Annotated in this window: 18 protein-coding genes and 2 pseudogenes; 11 read left to right on the top strand and 9 right to left on the bottom strand. The window is 69.0% G+C overall.

Annotated elements, in window-relative coordinates; translation table 11 throughout:
* Nucleotides 1-561 precede the first annotated feature (561 nt).
* Both ABVB68_RS33830 and ABVB68_RS33835 read left to right on the top strand, forming a co-directional pair.
* Nucleotides 562-1,038 (top strand): hypothetical protein, encoded by a 477-nt coding sequence (locus ABVB68_RS33830; protein WP_353605026.1) that lies wholly within the window; start codon nucleotides 562-564, stop codon nucleotides 1,036-1,038.
* Entirely contained in the window at nucleotides 1,035-1,655 is a 621-nt protein-coding gene (locus ABVB68_RS33835) for a hypothetical protein (protein WP_353605027.1), read from the top strand. Before ABVB68_RS33830 ends, ABVB68_RS33835 begins: the two co-directional genes overlap by 4 nt.
* A gap of 435 nt (nucleotides 1,656-2,090) precedes the next feature.
* Here ABVB68_RS33835 and ABVB68_RS33840 read toward each other — a convergent pair.
* A pseudogene (locus ABVB68_RS33840) lies at nucleotides 2,091-2,532 on the bottom strand (undecaprenyl diphosphate synthase family protein); the annotation flags it as partial.
* A 397-nt stretch (nucleotides 2,533-2,929) separates the two neighbouring features.
* Between ABVB68_RS33840 and ABVB68_RS33845 the strand changes: the two are divergent.
* Both ABVB68_RS33845 and ABVB68_RS33850 read left to right on the top strand, forming a co-directional pair.
* Nucleotides 2,930-5,767, top strand: coding sequence for a lectin (locus ABVB68_RS33845; RefSeq protein WP_353605028.1), 2,838 nt, complete (start codon nucleotides 2,930-2,932; stop codon nucleotides 5,765-5,767).
* Between the two features lie 429 nt (nucleotides 5,768-6,196).
* Complete coding sequence (locus ABVB68_RS33850; protein ID WP_353605029.1) at nucleotides 6,197-6,382, top strand: hypothetical protein; 186 nt, start codon at nucleotides 6,197-6,199, stop codon at nucleotides 6,380-6,382.
* A gap of 859 nt (nucleotides 6,383-7,241) precedes the next feature.
* Here ABVB68_RS33850 and ABVB68_RS33855 read toward each other — a convergent pair.
* Complete coding sequence (locus ABVB68_RS33855; RefSeq protein ID WP_353605030.1) at nucleotides 7,242-7,469, bottom strand: hypothetical protein; 228 nt, start codon at nucleotides 7,467-7,469, stop codon at nucleotides 7,242-7,244.
* 201 nt (nucleotides 7,470-7,670) lie between these two features.
* Between ABVB68_RS33855 and ABVB68_RS33860 the strand changes: the two genes are divergently transcribed.
* Nucleotides 7,671-8,687, top strand: coding sequence for a hypothetical protein (locus ABVB68_RS33860; RefSeq protein ID WP_353605031.1), 1,017 nt, complete (start codon nucleotides 7,671-7,673; stop codon nucleotides 8,685-8,687).
* A gap of 589 nt (nucleotides 8,688-9,276) precedes the next feature.
* On the opposite strand, the gene ABVB68_RS33865 is transcribed toward ABVB68_RS33860, so the two are convergent.
* The 3 genes from ABVB68_RS33865 to ABVB68_RS33875 form a co-directional block, all read right to left on the bottom strand.
* Nucleotides 9,277-10,308 carry a right-handed parallel beta-helix repeat-containing protein gene (locus tag ABVB68_RS33865; RefSeq protein ID WP_353605032.1) on the bottom strand — a complete coding sequence of 344 codons (1,032 nt, stop codon included), beginning with the start codon at nucleotides 10,306-10,308 and terminating at the stop codon, nucleotides 9,277-9,279.
* Between the two features lie 145 nt (nucleotides 10,309-10,453).
* A complete protein-coding gene (locus tag ABVB68_RS33870; RefSeq protein WP_353605033.1) occupies nucleotides 10,454-10,774 on the bottom strand; it encodes a hypothetical protein in 321 nt (106 codons plus the stop codon).
* A 340-nt stretch (nucleotides 10,775-11,114) separates the two neighbouring features.
* Nucleotides 11,115-12,008 carry a LysR family transcriptional regulator gene (locus ABVB68_RS33875; protein WP_353605034.1) on the bottom strand — a complete coding sequence of 298 codons (894 nt, stop codon included), beginning with the start codon at nucleotides 12,006-12,008 and terminating at the stop codon, nucleotides 11,115-11,117.
* 102 nt (nucleotides 12,009-12,110) lie between these two features.
* On the opposite strand from ABVB68_RS33875, the gene ABVB68_RS33880 reads away from it, so the two are divergent.
* The 5 genes and pseudogenes from ABVB68_RS33880 to ABVB68_RS33895 all read left to right on the top strand — a co-directional run.
* A complete protein-coding gene (locus tag ABVB68_RS33880; RefSeq protein WP_353605035.1) occupies nucleotides 12,111-13,199 on the top strand; it encodes an alcohol dehydrogenase catalytic domain-containing protein in 1,089 nt (362 codons plus the stop codon).
* 18 nt (nucleotides 13,200-13,217) lie between these two features.
* Complete coding sequence (locus ABVB68_RS37095; RefSeq protein ID WP_503006481.1) at nucleotides 13,218-13,394, top strand: NucA/NucB deoxyribonuclease domain-containing protein; 177 nt, start codon at nucleotides 13,218-13,220, stop codon at nucleotides 13,392-13,394.
* 210 nt (nucleotides 13,395-13,604) lie between these two features.
* A complete protein-coding gene (locus ABVB68_RS33885; protein ID WP_353605036.1) occupies nucleotides 13,605-14,159 on the top strand; it encodes a hypothetical protein in 555 nt (184 codons plus the stop codon).
* A gap of 158 nt (nucleotides 14,160-14,317) precedes the next feature.
* Nucleotides 14,318-14,488, top strand: coding sequence for a DUF5670 family protein (locus tag ABVB68_RS33890; RefSeq protein ID WP_037661814.1), 171 nt, complete (start codon nucleotides 14,318-14,320; stop codon nucleotides 14,486-14,488).
* 290 nt (nucleotides 14,489-14,778) lie between these two features.
* Nucleotides 14,779-14,913: pseudogene (locus ABVB68_RS33895) on the top strand (IS5/IS1182 family transposase); the annotation flags it as partial.
* 4 nt (nucleotides 14,914-14,917) lie between these two features.
* Here the strand turns inward: ABVB68_RS33895 and ABVB68_RS33900 are convergent.
* The 3 genes from ABVB68_RS33900 to ABVB68_RS33910 all read right to left on the bottom strand — a co-directional run bounded on the left by ABVB68_RS33900 (nucleotide 14,918) and on the right by ABVB68_RS33910 (nucleotide 18,619).
* Nucleotides 14,918-15,154, bottom strand: a complete 237-nt coding sequence (locus tag ABVB68_RS33900) for a hypothetical protein (RefSeq protein ID WP_353605037.1) — start codon at nucleotides 15,152-15,154, stop codon at nucleotides 14,918-14,920.
* Between the two features lie 219 nt (nucleotides 15,155-15,373).
* Complete coding sequence (locus ABVB68_RS33905) at nucleotides 15,374-16,642, bottom strand: competence protein CoiA family protein (protein WP_353605038.1); 1,269 nt, start codon at nucleotides 16,640-16,642, stop codon at nucleotides 15,374-15,376.
* A gap of 804 nt (nucleotides 16,643-17,446) precedes the next feature.
* Complete coding sequence (locus ABVB68_RS33910) at nucleotides 17,447-18,619, bottom strand: epoxide hydrolase family protein (RefSeq protein ID WP_353605039.1); 1,173 nt, start codon at nucleotides 18,617-18,619, stop codon at nucleotides 17,447-17,449.
* Nucleotides 18,620-18,701: 82 nt separating this feature from the next.
* On the opposite strand from ABVB68_RS33910, the gene ABVB68_RS33915 reads away from it, so the two are divergent.
* Nucleotides 18,702-19,277: a CGNR zinc finger domain-containing protein gene (locus ABVB68_RS33915; RefSeq protein ID WP_353605040.1), complete on the top strand. Its 576-nt coding sequence runs from the start codon at nucleotides 18,702-18,704 to the stop codon at nucleotides 19,275-19,277.
* A gap of 153 nt (nucleotides 19,278-19,430) precedes the next feature.
* Here the strand turns inward: ABVB68_RS33915 and ABVB68_RS33920 are convergent, their stop codons facing one another.
* On the bottom strand, nucleotides 19,431-20,009 hold the full coding sequence (locus tag ABVB68_RS33920; protein ID WP_353605041.1) for a hypothetical protein: 579 nt from the start codon (nucleotides 20,007-20,009) through the stop codon (nucleotides 19,431-19,433).
* Nucleotides 20,010-20,198 lie beyond the last annotated feature (189 nt).

A 20,198-nucleotide genomic window follows, 5' to 3' on the forward strand; every position in this document is an offset into this window, starting at 1 on the left:
GGCCGATAGGACCTGGCGGACGACGCCGAGCCCCCGTGGCTGCGGTCTTCTCCGGCCGGGGTGCCGGGCAGGCGGCTGGGCGTGATCAGAGCGGCGGTGGCCGGGCCGCCCGGCATCGCACGCCCCCCGGGACACTGCGGCATCCCCGCGATGCATGAACGGATCCGATCAAGTCGAAGGCGTGGACGGCTGCGGGGGCCGGTCTGTGCCGCTGACCGCGGATTCCACGAAACTGCGTGCAACTTTAGGGTTCTTCGGTGTAGCTGCTGAGGTAGCTGTCGCCAGCATGCGGAATCTACGAGATAGCAGGCGGTACTTGCTGGTTACGGGACAGGGGGACGTCACCGGAATCTTCATCTGTGGCGGTGCAACTCCGCTCCGGTGCCCTTCTTGTTGCTGCGTCAACTTCTCCACTCTTGAGCGATTTCGATCGGATCGGGATGCAAATGCGGTGCGTTCTGTGAGTTGAATCTGCCTGTGTGTCACAACGTGAGGGGAGCGTGGGCAAGTTGCCGACACGCTCCTTGTCAACGTGATCGACACGGGGGATTGCAACTCGTCATGAGGAAGATCGTTTCGTTCGTGGCCACGTTCTTGACCACTGCGGCGCTTCTCGCCGGTACGTCTCCGACAGCGAGCGCCATGCCGGATCCGACCATGCCGGACCCCTACGACTTCAGGGTTCACTGCACCTCCACCGATATCGATGGACGTAAGATCGTCACGCGGTTCGGGAACTCGGAACTCGGCTGGCATCACTTCACTCACCGGCACAACATCAAGAAGTGTGCGATCCTCAATGCCGCTCTCAGGGACAAGGTCGACCGCAATGACGGCCATGGGCGCCTGGAGTATGACGGTGTCGCAATCAGGACAGGCGGCCGTCCCGAGCAGGCTAAGTTTGTAGTGATCGTGCAGTACACGCGTAAGACGAAGGACGGAAGGTTCGACGCCGGCCGGGGTCAGAAGATCGGAGTCGTCAATGCCTTCTGCCGCAATCAGCCGCACAACAAGTGCCCCGCATGGATGAACCAGTGATCGATCCCGAAGACAGGGAGCAGCAGGCGGCCGTCACCCGCCTGCTGCTCTACTACCTCAATGCCCCCATCGCCGAGGGCTGCAGCCTGCGCGGGGTACTGCCCGCCCCAGGAGCCGTCCGGATCGCCGTCCAAGCGGGAGACGGCAAGGACAGCGCCACCTTCCTGTACGAGATTCCGCACGACGCCGTTGCCCCGTACTACCTCCCCGGCATCCTGCGTACAGTCCTGGCCGGCACCCAGCTCTACAGCAGCAGCGACATCAGCGAAGCCATGGGGATGACCGTCATCCGCCTTCGCCCTCAAGAGATCACCCCAGACCCAGAACCCGAACAGGGCCAGACACTCACCGTCCTGCGCGCCCTGTCGGACCCCGGCGACGACGAGAACCCCTTCCTGATCGGGTTCCTGTCGCTGGAACACGACCTGCTACGCCTGTACGTCCAACGCCCCGACCGCCCAGGCGTCATCGGCGTCGACATCCGCGTCACCAGTGCGCCTACGGCGTTGGTCGGCTCTCTGCCGAGCCTCATCGAAGAAGATCAGTATCGCCGGCCGTCTCCCGACGACCCGCACTGCGATCTCCTTGTGGACCTCACCCACTGGCAGACCGGCTGAACTGGCGGAGTCGGCGTCGCAAGCCACGCTCCACGAGCTTTGCTTGGGCCGCCCGGCACCTGCCGGACGGCCCGGAGCGCAATTCTGTCGCCGGGGGCCTCTCCGACCGCCCATGCGCGGGACGGTCTCGGCGCCGGGCCGACCGGGTGTCTCCTGGACAACTACTTCGGCTGGCACGTCTGCGTCGGACGCGAGGGCGGCACCATCGGCGACCTGCGCTCCTACCATCTCAACGACACCACCCACAGCCTCCGCAACAACAACTCCTCTATCGGGGGCCCGCCCCGCCGGTTGCTCAGGCGCCGCTGTTCGGCCCAGCCCGAACCGGCGGTGGGCCGGATGCCGAGCGGGGATCCGCAGTCGGCGGAAGCCGTGCAGCGAAGCGATCGTGCGCTCTACCACCCATCGGAAAACGGGGCTGGGTCCGCCTTTGGGCCGCTCGGCCACGGCCTCGGCCGGTACGCCGCCGCGGATGAGCGATCGCGCCGCCGCGACGATGTCCCCACGGCCGCCGTGGTCGAACGCGACGGTCAGGGGCATCCCCTGATTTCGGCCGGCCAGGGTCGTCAGATCGGTGAAGTCCTGGGTGAGTGCCGGGGGATCCGCGGGTCCGTCACACCGAGGAAGCGGCAGCGGATCCCCCAGCGTGCAGCAGCGGGGCGTGCTTGCGCACCACGCGGCGCACCAGCCGCATCAGGTAGCCGACTTCTCCGTCGGGCCTGCGCCGGTTCTCCGTCGAGAACGCGTACAGGCTCAGCCACTCCACGCCGGCCGAACGTGCCGCTTCGATCACATCGATGGCCGTGCTCTCCGCGGCACGGTGACCTTCGGTGCGCGGGAGTGAACGGGCCGCCGCCCACCGGCCGTTCCCGTCCATCACGCACGCCACGTGCCGGGGCGTCGGACGCTTCTCGGAGTCCGTGCTCCGCGGAGGCCCGGAACCCGTGTCCGAGGCGGCCGAACTGCCGACGGCCGACGCGTACGTCATCCCCTCACGCCCCACCATCCGCCCGACGACGTGATCGGCATGCGATCCGATCACCGCGAGCAGCGTGCCAGCCCGTGGTCCGGCGAGGCGGGCAGCCGGCGGCGATCCACCTTTGGCACGCGCGTCCGAGCCGGGACGTCGTGCATATTGACATGTACATGATCCAGTACTACGTTCCGCGGCAGTACTCCAACCTGGTGCGGCTCCCAACGCCCTCATGGAGAACGTAAATCCTGAGACAACGTTGTCAACCACCCGTGACCGAACCTCAGGAGGCCAGACCACCATGTTCCCGACTCCAGCCGGCGAGCACCTGCCCGGTGCGCGCAGACGTCCGTCCCGTACGCACCGCGTCCGCATGGCCCTGGGCAGTGCCGTCGGCGCCCTCCTGCTGGGCGCCTACGGCCTGCCCGCGCCCGCCGCCTGGGCGGCGGCACCGACGAGGACACCCCAACTCGTCTCGTCGCCCGCCGACTTGGTCAACCCCTTCATCGGCACCTCGAACGACGCGAACGACTTTCCCGGCGCGGACGTGCCCTTCGGCATGGTGCAGTGGAGCCCCGACACCTCGTCCCGGCCGCCCGGCGGCGGCTACGAGTACAAGGACTCCTCGATCACGGGGTTCAGCCTCACCCACCTCGCGGGACCCGGCTGCGGCGCGGCCGGTGACATACCCGTGCTGCCCACGGTGGGCGCCGTCGACAACGCGGCGACGGCCTCCTTCTCGCACGCCGACGAATCCGCGACGGCCGGGTCCTACAAGGTGGCCCTCGGCAACAAGGTGACCACCGAACTCACCACGACCACACGCAGCGGTATGGCACGCTTCACGTTCCCCCCGACGTCCCAGGCCAACCTGCTGCTCAAGCTCTCACACAGCCAGAACGGCGCGTCCTCCACGCAGTTCGACGTCGTCTCCGACACAGAGGTCCGCGGTCAGGTCACCAGCGGGCGGTTCTGCGGGGCCGGGAACACGTACACCGTCTACTTCGACATGGTCTTCGACCGGCCGTTCTCCTCCAGCGGCAGCACGCTCGCGGGCGCGACGCCGCTCCGCCCACCGACCGCCGCCCGGTCCGGCCGGCACGACGCCGACGAGCCGAACAAGCCCCGGCTGCACGGCGCGATGCCGAAACCCGCCTCCCACGCGGCGGCGCGCGATTCGGGCGCCGCGACGCAGGCCGCCGCGTCGAACGCGCACGTCACCTTCGACACCCGCAGCAACCCGGTCGTGCAGGCCAAGGTCGGCATCTCCTACGTCTCCACGGCCGACGCGGTGGCCAACCGCACCGCCGAGAACCCCGGATGGAGCTTCGCCGACGTCCGCACCGCGGCCCACGCGGCCTGGGACACCACCCTCGGCAAGGTGCGGATCGCCGGCGGCACGGCGGACCAGCAGACCATCTTCTACACGGCGCTCTACCACTCGCTGCTCCACCCGAACGTCATCAGCGACACCAATGGCCAGTACTACGGCTTCGACGGGAGGACACACACGGTCGACGCCGGACACAGCGCCGCCTACGCGAACTACTCCGGCTGGGACATCTACCGCTCCCAGGCCCAGCTCGAGGCGCTGGTCAGTCCCCAAGTCGCCTCCGACACCGCCCAGTCGATGACCGACGACTACGTGCAGACCGGAATCTTCCCCAAGTGGTCCGAGTACAACGGCGAGTCCTACGTCATGGTCGGCGACCCGGCGGCCGCGATCCTCGCCGACTACTACGCCTTCGGCGCACGGAACTTCGACACCTCGACGGCACTCTCCGGACTGCTGAAACAGGCGAGCACCGCCAACAACGACCGGCCGGGGGTGAACTACCTGGACAGCCCGGGCTACGAGCCGCACGACGGCAGCTACGGATGCTGCAACTTCTACGGCCCCGTCGCCACGACACTGGAGTACGACACCGCGGACTTCGCCCTCTCCGCCTTCGCGGGCGCCCTCGGCGACACGCGCAGTCGGCAGACGTACGCCCATCGCGCCCAGGACTGGCGCAACGTGCTCGACCCGGCATCCGGATTCGTCCAGCCGCGCAACGCCGACGGCTCCTGGACCGGCGGTTTCGACCCCACCTCTGGGACGGACATGGTGGAGGCGGACTCCTGGATCTACTCGGGCATGGTGCCGTTCGACGTGGCAGGGCTCGCCACCGCCAAGGGCGGCGACAAGGCGATGGGCGACTACCTCGACACCGTGCTGCGCAGCTACACCGGAGCCCACGGCTACGCCTGGGTGGGCAACGAGCCGAGCGTCGAACTGCCCTGGGAGTACGACTACATCGGCAAGCCGTACAAGACCCAGGTGGCCGTGCGCTCGATCCAGGACCAGATCTGGTCGAACACCCCGGCAGGACTCGCCGACGGCAATGACGACCTGGGCGAGATGAGCGCCTGGTACGTGTGGTCGGCCCTGGGCATGTACCCCATGACGCCCGGCACCTCGGACCTCGCCCTCGGCTCACCGCTGTTCTCCCAGGCCGTGATCACGCTGCCGTCCGGCAAGACGCTGACGGTCAACGGTGACGGAGCCGCGGACAACGCGCCCTACGTCCAGTCCGCGACCTTCGACGGGGCCGCGTGGAACAACGCATACGCGCCCACGACCGCGATCACCTCCGGGGGGACGCTGAACTTCACGCTCGGCACCGGCGCGAACACCGGCTGGGCCTCGGCCGCCTCCGCCGCCCCGCCCTCCTACCCCGGTGACACGTCCGCCCCGGCGAAGCCCCGGGTGGGTCCCGTGACGGCGGGCGTGAACTCCGCGCTGTGCGTCGACGACGCCGGCTCGGGCACGGCCGACCACACCGCGATCAGGCTGTGGAGCTGCAACGGCACCTACGCCCAGGACTGGACGATCGCGACCGACGGCACGCTGCGCACTCTCGGCAAGTGCCTCGACGTGTCGAACAGCGGCACGACCGACGGCACCCTCGTCCAGCTGTACACCTGCAACGGCACCGGCGCCCAGAACTGGACGCTGGGTTCCGACGGCTCCCTGAAGAACCCCAACTCCGGCCGCTGCCTGGACGATCCGAACTCGTCCACGACTCAGGGCACCCAACTCCAGATCTACACCTGCAACGGGACGGCCGCGCAGAAGTGGACGCTGCCTCCGGCCTGACGCTCCGCGCTCCGGGCACCCGTGGCGCCTGAGTGCTCGTGGCCCCGCCCGCCGGCGGGGCCACGAGCACGTGCGGCCCCGGCCGGCACTTGACAGGTGGCCGCGCGCGACAGACGACGGGGAGGAGCGCAGCTGATGGCGGGGAAGCGTGAGGAGAACCGGCGGGATCGTCGAACAGCCTGCGTGGTGACGTGCTGCGCGTGCTCGCAGTGCTCAAGATCGCGACGGTCGAACAGATCCACTCGCCCCGCTGCGCCCGAAGCCGGACGTCGCCCAGCTCGACGGCGAGCCGGCCGACGTCCTCGCCGCCGCGCAGGCAGCAGGCCGAGGACGCCGCCCGCCGGCGGGAGCGCCGGCCCGCGCACCCCCAACACCGCCGTCGCGCACCAAGCCCACGACCGGCAAGGGCAGGCTGTCCGGGCGGGGCAGTTGGGAACTGGAGGGCGACCCCGGCGCAGCGACAGCATCGAGCTGCGCTTCGCGGCGGGGAGCTCCTTCCCCGACGACTGCGAATCCACCCTGCTCGGGGTGACGAAGGACGGCGACCACCCGGTGCTCTACTTCGACAACGACCCCGACAAGGAGTACGGCTACGAGGTGCGGCGCACCGGCTGACGCCACCCGTGCCACCTACCGGCCCAGGCCGCCGTGATCCCCGATCCGGCCGCCTGGGCCGGTGAGGTGTGACGGCCGGGGGACCGGTACCCGGGCCGCCGGTGTGAGCCGACGGCCGGTCGCGGTGAAGCCCGCTGCCCGAGATCGCATCTGAGGGGGCGACATTCGGCAGATTGGAGACACCTCCCATGAGACCGTCCGCCGCCCACAGAACCGCGGCCCGGCGCATCGCCACCGGTGCGATCGCCGCCGGCGCGGTCCTCGGGTTCCTCGGCGCGTCCGCCGGAACCGCCGACGCCGCGAAGCCGGAAGAGCTGTTCACCGGTCAGTGGCAGAACCGGCCCTCCGCTGCGCCCGCTGGGGGTGGGCCTGCAGGAAGCCGAACAAAATGCGTGGCGGAGGAAGTCAGCAGTACGTACAACCAGCTCAACCTCAAGCATGATCGCGGCCGAGGAGCAGTGAGCGTCACAGCGCCATCGACTGTGCGCTGGGCAATTACCGTCGGGCACTGAGGGTGGCCCCGAACCCGCCACGCACTGACGTGTGGCGCCGCCGGGGGTGGTGAGGCGGTTGTGAACGGGGCTGAAGGACGGTGGGGAGGGTCGCCACCACCGACGGGCAGCACACGACCGCCGGCGCCCAGTATGAGGATGTGCACCCGGTGACCCGTGCGTGGACGCAGAGCAAGGCGGCGGACCGTGGAACGAACGAGCTGTCGCTCAGCGACCTCCAGGCCATGAGGGTGGGCTGACCGCCGACCGCGCCGACGCCCCACGGACCGGATGTGCGTGGGTGCCGGCGCTCGCGTCCTCGAGTGCCGTCGTGCGGTTCGGGGCGGGTGTGTGGCTGTGTGTCGTGGTCATCGTCGGGCGCGCCAGGCGCCGTAGAGGCCGGCGACTGCGCCGATGATGGCGGAGAAGCCGGTGTTGCCGACGGTGTAGTAGACGCCGGCGCAGGTGCCCAGGAGTGCGAGCAGGACGGTGCCGTCGAGGAGGGCGTAGCCCGGCTTGGCCGGTACGGGGGGAGTGCGCGGCGCGGCGGATGGGCGGGTTTCGGGTGCGGGAAGGGTGGCGTCGATGTCGTCCATGCCTCCAGCAGAGCGCGTGCCGGCGGCTGGCACCAGGGTCCTGATCAACTCTGCTTGGACCCGATCGTTGCAGGTCACTAGCGGGGTTGACGGGTGCGGAGCTGAACGCCGCAGGGCGTTCCCGATCGTTCTTGCACATTCACGGATGTTCGGCATGGGCCTGCTCTAGCGTGCGGGGACGCAACGCGAAGGGGTGGGCTCATGGCACAGAGTGGCTCCGAGGGGGTGGGGGGCGGTGGCGAGGTGGCCGTCACGGCGTACTGGGAGGCACTGCACGACTTCGCGGACCAGCTGAACGCTCTTCACATCTCCCGCGGCGCGCCGTCCTACCGGGACATCGCGAGGGCATCGCGCGAGCCGAAGCTGAGTCAGGCCGGTATTACCGAGTTCCTCAAGGGCAGGCGCCTGCCTCAGCTGAAGGCGCTGATGGAGTTCATCCGGGTGGTGAGCGCCGAGCCGCACGTGACCACCGACCCGGCCACGTCCCTGGACGCCGTGCAGGAGGAGTGGCGTTCACGCTGGACGCATGTCAGGAGCCTTCAGCGGCAGGCCCAGGACCCGCTGGCACATCTGAAGACGACCGTGAAAGCCACCCTCGACCAGGCGGAGAAAGACGCAGAGGCACTCCGCTTTGCCGCACGGGACGAAGCCGCCCGGATCCGCGCGGATGCCGAAGCCGCCGCCGACCGCCTGGCCACGTCGGCGAAGCAGCAGGCCGACGAACTCCTCGAACACGCCAGGGAGCAGGCCGCACGTCTTCAGGCCGAGCCGACCCGGTCCGCCCAAGCGGCATCCACCGAACTGCCCAGTCGGCGTCGCAGCTACTTTCGTCGCGCTGCCGTGGCGGCCGCCCTGGTCCTGGCCGTCGGCACGGGTGCGGTGGGTGGAGTGCTCTTTGACGGGCAGCGGCCCGGTGACTGCCGTTCGACGTCGAACGCCACACTGCCATCCGCCGTGTCAGCGACATCGGTCCGCTTCCAACTGGTCGGTGGGGCTGTGAGGGATCAGGCGGGGCGCGTGCCGGTCGGATGGGGATGGCCTTGGCCCACCGCCACCGGCTGGCATCTGCCGGCGGGAACATCCGCGGCGCCGTCGACTCCCGACTCGGCCTCCGCGTCGTCCCCCGCTTCCGCAGGGTCTTCTGCATCTGCCTCACCCACGCATCCGACGGACCGTCCTTCCGCTGGAAGAACATCCTCTGCGCAGGGCTGCCGATAGACGGCGGCCCTGTTGTTAGCTGAGTTGTCGGGGGTGGGCGAGGCGTGTCGACGGCCGCACGTCCTGTCCGCCATTGGCAGCACATGACAGCGCCCGTCTAGGAGGGCCTCGCTGACAGCGGCCGCGGCTGGTCGGCGCCGGGGCGATGCCGGGGGCCGGTCGTCGGTAGGTTGGCGAGGGCCTGGCGGTGGTTTCGCGGTAGTCGATGATGGCGTCGACGCCCTCGAGGCTGATGGTGCGCATGACGGAGTCGCCGATAGCGGCCAGGCGTAGCCAGCCGCCGGCCTCGCTCAGGGCGCGGTGGGCGACGAGGAGGATGTTGATGCCGCTGGAGTCCGTGAAGGTGTCCCGGCACGGTTGCCGGGCTGCTGTGCGTCAGACGTCCCCCCGACCGAGGGCACGGCATTTGCCGGCGGGCTCCCCGCAGGACCTCACGTAAAGCCCCACGACAGCGAACCCGCCCGTCAGTCTCTCGCCTCATGACAACAGCTCACCCACCCACAGACACCCGGCCCGGAGGCCGGTCAGTTCATGCAGCCCGGAGGGATGACGGGGCTGCCCTGGCAGTTGGTTGGCGTGTTGTTCGTGATCAGCAGACGCCTGGCTGTCCACTGGGTGTCGGTCCACACACCGCCCGGAGCGACGGTGGCGGAGTTTCCGGCGATCCGCACGTTCGACGCGGTGACCGCACCTCCCAGGTTGTAGACACCCCCGGCCTTGGCCGCGCCCCCGGTGACCGTGTTGTTGCCGATCGACGTGTCCTTCGGGAGCAGCGGACCGTCGTTGTAGATGCCTCCGCTCCCGTCCGGATGAGGCCCGCGGTGTTGCGGTCGACGGTCGAGCCGAGGATCTGCAGGTCGGCGTCGTTGTAGATGCCACCACCGCCGTCACCAGACGTCGCGACGTTGTCATCGACCTGGCTGTCCCGGACGACGGCCTTGCCCTGGCCGAACTCCAGGCCTCCACCGTCGAAGCTCGCCACGTTGAACCGGATCACGGACTTGCTGATCGTGGTCTTGGCCGTGCTGCCGAACTGAACCAGCCCGGCACCGAACGTGGCGGTGTTGGCCACCAGTTCGGAGTCGCTGATGGTGGCGGTACCGAGCACCCCCACCCCGCCACCGTTGCGATCGGAGGAGTTCTCGCTCACCCGGCTGTGCTCCAGCGTCAGACGGCCACCGGACTGGACGCGGATCCCCGCGCCGAGCTCCGGCTGCCCGGTGATCTTCCCGCCCTTGACGGTCAGGTTCTGCACCTTCAGGTCCCCGCCCGCGGCGACGTCGAGGATCCGGAACGGGCCGGACGCCGACGGGTCGCGCTGGATGATGGCGTCGTTGCCCAGGATGCTGATCCGACTGGTGACGGCCGGCAGACCGTCCTGGCCGACGTAGGCGGTGGTCAGATGGTAGGTGCAGCGCGAGGCCAGGCTCAGCCTGCTGTCGTTGCGGGTGTTCGCGGTCTGGATCGCGGAGATCAGGGCGGCCGTGCTGCACGTCACGCGCACGTCGCCGCCGTGGTGGCCGGATGCCGACGCCACGCAAGCGTACGGACCGACAAGGACGACGGCGGCTCCGCCGAGGCAACAGGCGGCCTGCTGGAGGAGGGCGGCTCGGTTGGGCATAGCGGTTTCCTTTCGGCGCGGGGAGCGTCGAGGCGCGGGATGCGCGGTCGCCCAGCCTCCTTGGGAGGTGATGCTCCAGCCCGCGGCCACGCCCGGTCCCGGACATCCGTCCCCCTTTCAGCGGGGCGCGGATGTCCGCTGCGGGTTACTCCACCTGGACGACGCGACGTCTTCGGTCCGCTCTGCCGGCCTCGGCCGGGACGCGCGTGATGTGGGCCCCTGGCAGGTCGAGCGCTCTGTCGCCGCGGCCACCACCCCGGCGGCACGGCTCGTCCTCGCGCTCGCGGCGGTTCACGCCGCCCGGGTCGCCCAGATAGCCGCCCTCATGCTCGAGTGGTCGCAGCACGCCGTACTCGTTCTGCCCGACCCTGATGCGGCTGGTGGGCACCCTGGAGCGGCTCCGCGTCGACCGGCAGCTCGAAGAAGCCAGGACCAGGTCGTCCAGGTCCAAGGGGGTACGGGCCACGGTCGTCGATCGTCCTCTCGGGGCTTCACCCCGCGCAGCCGTACGACCCTGGACCCACCCACACGGGTGACGCCCCTGCAAAATCACCGCTGGTCACGCCGGTGGCGTGCTGCTTCTTCGCCGAATCTTGCCGGGCGGCGAGAGCGACCAGCGCCGGCAGTGAGCCGGCATCTGGATGTCACAGCGAGGCCCCCGGCGCGGCTGGCACTGGTGAGCCGACTGGCCCGAGGCCAGCAGCGGGGTGCTCCTGCTGAAAGGGCCCTGGCTATTGGTGAGGTACACGTGATGGTGCGCGCCCCCTGCGAGCTACGGCACCGAATCTGACGGCCGGCGGCACGCATCAGGTGGTCGAGGCAATTGCCCGGGTGACGGCCGTGATCGCCGGGGTGGCGCGGCCGGGGAGCCGCGCCACGAGAACCCGGCGGATCTCGGGAGGTGCGCCTTCGACGTGCAGCAGGCTCACCCCGGGCGGCAGCACCGGCGAGAGCCGCGAGGGCACCGTTGTCACCCCGAAGCCACCGGCGACCAGCTGAAGCTTCGTCAGCCAGTCGCGCGCGCAGTGGACGATGTCCGGCCGTCCGGGCAGGCCAGGCCAGACGCCAAGCAGTGGCTCGGCGTTCGTCGCCGGGGCGGCAATCCACGGGGCGTCGATCAGTTCGTCGACGTGCACCGCGGTGCGGCCGGCGAACTCTCCGGTCGAAGGCACCGCCACGACCAGTTCGGTGTCCGTAACGGTCTCGGTGTGCAGGCGCGGCGACTCGCCGTCCAAAGGCCGGTGGGGCGGCCGGGAGGTGAGTACGGCGAGGTCGGTCGAACCCGCGCGCAGTGCCCGGATCAGGGAGGGCGTGGTGCCCTCAATAGTCGTGACCGTGATCTGCGGGTCGGTCGCCGCGAGGCGGGTGAGTGAGCGAGGCAGGATGGCCGCGCCCGCGCTCAGGAACAGTCCGAGCCGCACGAGTTCGGTCCGCGGGACGGTGCCGGTGAGGTCGCGCTCAGCTTCCGTCAGGCAGTCCAGGACCGTGCGAGCGTGACGCAGCAGGGTCAGACCCGCGGGGGTGAGCCGCACTCCGTCGGGGCGGCGTTCGAACAGGGCGGTGCCCGCGCTTCGTTCGAGGGCGGCGGCCTGGCGTGAGACCGCCGACTGGGTGTAGCCGAGCCGGGTGGCCGCTGCGGTGAAGCTGCCGGACTCGGCGATCTGCCGCAGGACCCGTAGGCCTGTGCTGGAGATGTCCATGCGGCATACGCATACCACGGATGCTCGATCGTCGCTTCCCGCATGCTCGCCGGGTTCCTAGTGTCGATCCCGACGAACACGGACGAACATGGAGGTCATCACGTGCGAGCAGCAGTTCTGACGCAGTTCGGTGCCCCGCTCACGGTGCGGGAGGTGCCCGACCCCCAGGCCGGCGGCGGCGAGGTGGTGGTCGAGGTCCTCGCCGCCAGCGTGGCGCCCTATGCGGCTGAGGTCTTCAGCGGCGAGCGGAACTATCCCCTGGTCCCTCCCGTCGTGCCCGGCATCGGCGGCGTGGGACGGGTCGTCCGCGTGGGCCCGGACGCCACCCGGCTGCGCCCCGGCGACCTGGTGTGGTGCGACTCGACGGTGCGCTCGCGGGATGACGCCCTGACGCCCGACATCACGCTCCAGGGCTGGAGTTCCCGCGGCGAGGGCGGCGCGCGCCTCGCCCGGTACCTGCACGACGGATCGTTCGCCGAGCTCATGCGGGTCCCGACGGAGAACGTCTTCCCGCTCCCCGCAGCGGCGGGGGACGACCCGGCCCGCTGGGCCGCGCTCGGCGTGCACGTCATCCCTTACGGCGGGCTGCTGGCCGGCGGGCTCGCAGCCGGTGAGACGCTGCTCGTCAACGGGGCCACCGGCAACCTCGGCAGCAGTGCGGTTGCGGTCGCGCTCGCCATGGGGGCGGGCCGCGTGGTCGCCCCGGGCCGCAACCAGGCCGTGCTCGACCTCCTCGCCGACCGGTTCGGTCCGCTCGTGCGCCCGGTCCCGCTCACCGGGGACGATGCCGGCGACCGCGCGGCGATGTCCGCGGCGGCCGACGGCCCGATCGACATGGTGATCGACCTGCTACCGCCGAGCGCTCCCAGCTCGGCAGCGCGCACGGCAGCCATGACCGTGCGCGAATACGGCCGCGTCGTCCTCATGGGCGGCGTCGGCATGCTCGGTGGCGACGACCTCGCCCTCCCGTACCCATGGATCATGCGTAACTCGATCACTGTGCGCGGCCAGTGGATGTACCCGCGTACAGCGAACGTCGGCATCATCCGGCTCCTCGCCTCCGGCCGCCTGGACCTCGCCGCCGAACGGGTCCGGTCGTTCGGCCTCGACGCCGTCAACGACGCCGTCACCTACGCCGCCTCGCATGGCGGCCCGTTCGACCGCACCACCCTCACCCCACCGGCTCACTGACAAGACCGGCTGATCCGCATATGTCAGGGCCACGCCCCCGCCCTCACGAGCGCAGGCCGCCGCCGCTGCTATTTCTCGAACCACAACCGGCGGGCAGTCTGCGGGGGCCGCGCAGCGCCGCCGGACATGAAGCGGGTGGGGCGTACGTACTGCGACGAGTACCCGCTCGCCTCGACCTACGAAGGCGGCAAGTAACTGCCCGCCGCACAGCGCGAGACGACGTGGGTGAGCCCGAACGAGAACAACACCCAGGGCGCCCGGATCACGAACTGGCGCCGGCCGACGCACGTCATGGACCACGACCCGTTCTACGTCGTCGCCTGACGGCCTGACACGCTGAGTCGAACGGCAACATGGGGCACCCCCGCGAGCCGGGGGGTGCCTCTTTCGTGCGAGGAGACCACGGTGATCATCGCTGAGACCACCCTGACGCCGGAGACCGGCGAATACGGCTACCTCCTCGCGCTCGGCGAGGACTACGCATGGCCGCCCGAGTGGCCATACGGCTGGCGGTGCGGACCCAACGCCGCTGACACGGCGCACATCCTCACCGACACCGATACCGGCACCATCACCATCACCGTCCAGATCCACGACGAGCCGCCCCCACCCGAGACCGGCCCAGCCTGGGGACCCGCGGAAGAGATGAGCCTGCACGCCAGCGAGGACACCCCCGTCATCTACATCATGGGCAGCGGAGACTTCGAGGAAGCCGAACCCGAAGACGGCCTGCTCCAACTGCCCACCGACCACTTGCCGGCGTGGATCCGGATGCGCCTGTACTGTCACACCCCCAACCCCGTGCCCGGCGTCGGCGACCGCGGCGAACGCCACCTGATCCAACTGTGGGCCGCTCCCCAGCAGCCGCCGGTACACCCGCAGTTGACCGAATCCGACCTCACCCAGCGCCGCGCCTACAAGGAGGACTTCGACCAGAACGCCGCCGCCTGGCAGCAGTAGCTCCGGCCCCGACATGAACGCGCCTGATGTCCCAGAGCTGGACTGGGGGAACCATGCACGGCGACGCGCATATGCCCCTGACTCCCTCAAAGAAACACGCATTCTATGTGCTTGTAGGTGTGATGTAAGGGCATGCGGTGGTCAGGAGGTTGATAACGATGGTTCCCCTGCTTCTGGTTCTTCTGCTGGCTCTGATCCTCTTCGGCGCGGGCTTCGCCCTGAAGGCACTGTGGTGGATCGCGGTGATCGTGCTCATCGTGTGGCTGCTGGGCTTCGTCGTCCGTTCCGCGGACAGCGGCGGCCGCAAGGGCCGCTGGTACCGCTGGTAGACGAAAGACACCCGGCGCGAGGAGTAGGGCGCCACGCGCGAGCAATGAGTGGGCCCGGCCGCTACGGCCGGGCCCACTGGCGTGAAAAAGCCGTTCCCTTGTGACGGTTGGGAGAGATCGGGCTTATCGGACGCACTGCGGGGTACGTGAGTCATGCACCGGCCCCGCAGGCGTAGCAGTGGAACCCTGCTCCTCCTGTCTGCGGGGCTGGCCGCTGCGATCGGGCTTGCGCCGTGTATCAGCCGGCTCAGCATCGGCGCCAGCTCCGGTGCGCAGTCGTACAGCCGCCAGAACGCACCATGTCCTGGCTCGCCGGATGCCGCCGACTGCACCGCCGCTACGAGCGCAAGGCCGAGCACTTCATGGCCTTCACCAGCATCGCCTGCACTCTCATCTGCTACCGCCGACTAGCCCAAATCAGATGACGTCTTAGAACAAGGTGTCCGTGTTCTCGGAGTCCTCGGTGGGTGCCTGGGCCGGCGTGCGGGGGCGGCGGGGACGCGGGGGATTGGGGTCCTTCCCGAACAGTGGTTGAGTCCCGCACTCGTCGGGCACGGCGGGCACCGGTCGGCACACCGCCGCGTCGACCAGGTTGAGCGGGGCGCAGTCGTCGAAGTCAGCGCGCTTCATCCGGGTCCAGTCGCGGCCCTGGGGTATGGCGGTCACGTGCTGTCTCCTGTCTGCGCTCGGGGGCGGGGTGCGGGCGGCGCGCCCGGCGGCACGTGGGTGCGCCGGAGCGGCGCCGTGCGGTGCTCGCGTTCCACGACGAGCCGCCTCGCCCCGGCGGCCGTAGGGCGGACACCGGACATCGTCGTCGTCCACCATCGCTTTCCCTCCCCGGCGACATTCTTTCCGCCGCGGAGGGATCCAACGGGCCGACCATGCTCATCCGCTGTGCCCAGACCATGGCGGTGGTGGAGGATCGGGGGGCCGGGGTCGGATGCGCAGGAAGGTGCAGTGCTTGGTGGTCGGGTTCAGCACTGCGACTTTCAGCGGGGTGCGGGTGGCGGCCTGGATGCGGGCGAGCCAGGTCTGGCCGGGGACCAGGATCGTCAGCTCGGCCGGCCACCGGGCGAGTGCTTGAGGATCGGGGCACACCACACCGGCGAGCCGGAACTCCCGGCTCGGGTGGGGCCTGCTGTAGACAAGCAGGCCGTTGCCGTGCGCGGGACTCTGGCCGCCGTACTCGACCGTCTTGCCGGAGACGGTGCGGACGAGCTGCACAAATGCGGGCCACAGCTGGGCGTCTTTGCCGGCGTGTTCGAGGAAGGCGGCCAGACGTTCCTGCTCGGCCCGCCGGTCCTGTGCCTGCAGCAGGGCCTCCTGCAGACGCCGTTCGGCGGCAGCGGCATGCGCGGCGGCAGACCGGCGGGCCTGCCCAGCGGCCCGGGCACGCGCGGCGGCAACGGCATCCGCCTCCAGCCGGGTGCGGGCGGCCGCCAGTTCCGCGTACGCGGGCGCCGTCCACCACACCGTGCCGCCCGGCCCGGTGTGGGGGTGTACACGCCCCTGGAGGATCCACCGGATCGCATCGTCGAGCGGGCAGGTGATGTGGGTCCAGCCCGCCTTCCCAGCCAGCGTGCGCGGGACCCACGTGTAGCGCGCCAGGCCGTGCCGCACCGTCCAGCCGGCCCCGCGCTCTTCGGGGTACTCCACCCGCAGCGAGGGCACCGCCCGTTGCCACGGCCGCCCCTGCAGCCCCACCCAGCACACCCCGACACCGTCGCGCGCATAGCGGTTCGTCCGCATCCGCGCATCCTCCGGCGTCATCGGCGACAGCTGCGCTTCCAGGGCCATGAACGCACGGCGCTGCTCATCGAAGACCAGCACTTCGGCACGCCAGTTCCCCGTCTCGCTGCTGACCTCGAGCTCTGCCCTGAAACCGGCCGCCCGGGCGGCCATGGCCAGCTCCAGCTTCAGCAGGTGGTGTTCGGGGGACTCGTTCGCTGGCTCGCACTCGGGCGGCCGCTCCTGGTGGTAGAAGTGCCGGGCCCGGCGGGAGGAGACCCGGGCGAACATCCGGCCCCCACACTCCGGGCACGCCAGGTGCAGCCCCTCGACCCGATGGACGTCCTCCCAGGCACGGCCACACCCAAGATCGTCCAGCGAGGCATCCAGCCGCCCCCAGTCGGCGTGGACCGCGGTGAACCCCATCCGCCCTCCCCAGGCACGCGGTGTCTCAGCTCGGTGCCGGTAGTTCGCTGGGCCGCAGACCGAAGTGGGGCAGCCGTGCGTCGCTCAGGCCCTCCCCTCACTGGCCGGCGCTGGGGTCCCCTTCATGCCCTCATCCGGGCCGGCGGGGGACCACCGCCACCCTACGAGATCCCTGGCGGGTCACTCGTTCAGCGAGCGCCCGCAGGCCGCAGCGCGGGAGGCTCGCCGTGCAGTAGTCCCGAGCGACGGCACCGTCACCCGCCGACAGCAGCGATCCATGCTTCTGTGCCCGCACGCGCTGAAGCGTTAGCGGGCGGACTCCTTCACCACCCAGTCGTCCCGTATCACGGCTGGACCGGCCGCTCGCGGCGGCGGGTGTCCACGAACGTGACGTGCATCAGGTGTGGTTAACAGGATGTATCTGCTTCTGCGGGCAAGGACATTCAGCCGGACGAGCCGGACGAACCCTGAAACGTCCTGGCGGCCCGCGCCATCCGCACCTCGGCGCTCGTCTGGATCGCGGCGCACTCCCGTGAACGCTCCAGGGCCACCTGTTCCACGCGTCAGAGCACACGGTCTAGCAGCTGTGGAAGGCATGGCTCATGACCTGGACGCTGCCGGAGCCGATGCTCGCCGCTCCCGTATCCGACCTCGACCTGCTCTCGGGCTGGGCGGCGGAGCACAAAGGGGACGGTTCTCCAGACACCTGAAGTCGTCTCATCTGGGTGATAGCCCGGCGTCTCGCCACAACCCCCGATCCATGCCGGTTCAGCCGGTGACCGAGTGCCAACGACCAGCCAACGTTCACCGATTCGCAGCCAGCACTGCCGCCAGGCCCTCTTGCAGGTCTTTGACGAAGTACTCGGGAACCTCCAGCGACGGAAAATGTCCGCCGGTTTCGGGCGACCTCCATCGGACGATCTGTCGGAACCGCTCCTGAGCCCAGGGGCGCGGACACTTCTCGACGTCGCGGGGATACATACTGATTGCCGACGGGACGTCCACCCGGAGTTCGGGGTCCAGCGAGTTGTGACTTTCATAGTAAATGCGGGCCGACGATGCGCCGGTCCGCGTCAGCCAATACAGGGTGACGTTGTCAAGAACGCGGTCTCTGGAAATCGTCTCGAACGGGCTGTCTTCGGTATCTGACCACTCGGCGAACTTGTCAAGGATCCAGGCAAGAAGCCCGACCGGTGAGTCGACGAGCGAGTAGCCGATGGTCTGCGGCCGGGTCGCCTGCTGCTTCGCGTACGCCGCGCGGTGGCGCCAGAAATCACGGGTTTCCTCGGTCCACTTGCGCTCGACCGCCGTCAGCCCGTCTGTTTTCAACCCGGGCGGTCCCTCCGCGAACGTTGTGTGGATGCCGAGCACCTGCGCCGGGAACCTGCCGCCGAGAACCGTGGTGATGTTGCCTCCCCAGTCGCCGCCGTGGGCTGCGAACTTGCTGTAGCCGAGCCTTGCCATCAGTTCCACCCATGCGGCCGCGATCTTTTCGGTTCCCCACCCGGTGGTGGCCGGCTTGTCGCTGTATCCAAAGCCGGGTAGCGACGGAACCACGACGTGGAACGCTGGCGCGTCTGCATCTTTCGGATCGGCCAGCTCGTCTACTACATCGATGAACCGAGCAATACTGTCTGGCCAGCCGTGCGTCAAGATCAGAGGAGTGGCATCTGCGCGCGCAGATCGGCGGTGCAGGAAGTGGATTCCCAGATCATCAATAGTCGTGCGGAACTGACCGGTCCGGTCAAGACGCTTCTCGAACGACCGCCAGTTGTACCCGGTGCGCCAGTAGTTCACGACATCGACGAGGTCGGCGAGAGGAACGCCCTGATCCCATCGGCGCGGGTCGGGCGCGGCGCGATGGACCGTCTCGGCCTCCGGTAGTCGCGCCGCGGCCAGCCGCGCGCGCAGATCGTCGAGGTCAGCGTCAGTCGCGTGGGCTTCAAATGCGTGCACGTCGCCGGTTGGACGGGGCATGAGACCTCCTGGCCATCGCGGAACCGTCTAAGATGGTTCTAGCAGTTTTCCGAGTCACGTTGCAACCAGCTAAGGTGGTTCCATGTGTGCTGCCTTCCCCGACTTCCGTCTCGGCAACGTGCTGGCGACCAGCTTCACGGGGACTCTGTCGGAGCGTCACGGCAACCCTGTGGAGCGCATTCCGACGCCACACCGACTCGTCGACTGGCTGGCGGTGAACGGCCTCGCCGTGGACTCCTGCACGCCTGCCCAGCTCGACCTCGCCAGGGAACTGAGGGAGTCGATCCACGCCGCCGCGACAGCGACCGCGATCCAGAACGCTCTCCCTGCCTCTGCTGTCCAAGTCATCAACGACTGCAGCACTCAGGGTCGGGCCGCAGCGATCCTGACTCCCGGAGGTAAGCGGCAATGGCGGCTCAGCACGGCTTCCTGCGTGGAAGATGCCCTCAGCGTGATCGCCGCCGACGCGATCAGCATCATCGCAGGCGAACGAGACGGAAGATTGGCCTTGTGTGCATCACCAAGCTGCCAGGCCGCCTTCTTCGACACCAGCCAAAGTCGTACCCGCAAATGGTGTGACATGAACACGTGCGGGAATCGTCAGAAGAAGATGCGCTTCAACGCCAACCAACTCAAAAACCACAGATCAGCGGATTGATCCTTACCTCGGTACTTCCAATCAGGCGTCGCGCTTGCGACAGATCTATCGAGTTGGGCGCACCGAGTCCATTCGCTCCGACCTTGACGTCCAACGAGGGCCCAAGCCCTGAGGGTGAAGGATCCATCCCTCCCGAGTCGGGTTCAACCAGCGTCATGTCTCATGAGACAGATCAGAGTCTGGAGAAGGACGGCTGGCGTGCACTGTTGTCCTGGGACACTCACCGCTTGGTCCTGCGCTCCCGCCGGGGCACCGACCTCGCCCCTTCCTTAGCTGGCGGGCGAAGCGGCGGACGGCATCAGTGAAGGCGTCTGGGTCGTCGAAGTTCGCGAGATGTCTTGCTCTCGGGATCAGCTCGACCCGAGCGTGGGGATGCGCGCGGGAGAAGTCCGCCTCGCCGGCCCGGAAGACGGTGTCCTTTTCACCGTTGAGGATCAGTACCGGAGCCTCCACAAAACGCATCGCGCCCGCGTCGAAGCGTCCCAGTACCTCGTCCCAGGCTGCGGGCAGCGTATGGAAGGCGTAGCCGGAATCGATGGTCGCCTCCACTACTTCTATCAGCCGGGCCATCTGTGCAGCGCGGGGCAGCGGACCGTGGTGGATGCCGTCAGCGGTACGCAGCCCAGGCGCTCCGCCAAGCAGCTCTGCCTGCCGTCGGCCAGCCTCTGTGAGCTCGCCTTCGTCAGGCGTGGCTTCACTGTCACGAGCGAGATAGAGGTATCGATCTTGCATGCCGAGGTGGACCCCTACCCACAAGCCCGCGGTTCCTGTCCTTCTTCACTTTCCCTTCAGAGGGACCACACCCATCTACTTTTTCCGTTCCTTCGGAGCGTGGCTCAACTGAGTTTGTCGACTGCTGCCTTGTACGCGGCAGCCTGCGCAGGAGTGAGGTAATGGGAGACACGGACGAGGACGGTGCCG

It is taken from the genome of Streptomyces sp. NPDC096012, assembly GCF_040426375.1.
Taxonomy (GTDB): Bacteria; Actinomycetota; Actinomycetes; order Streptomycetales; family Streptomycetaceae; genus Streptomyces.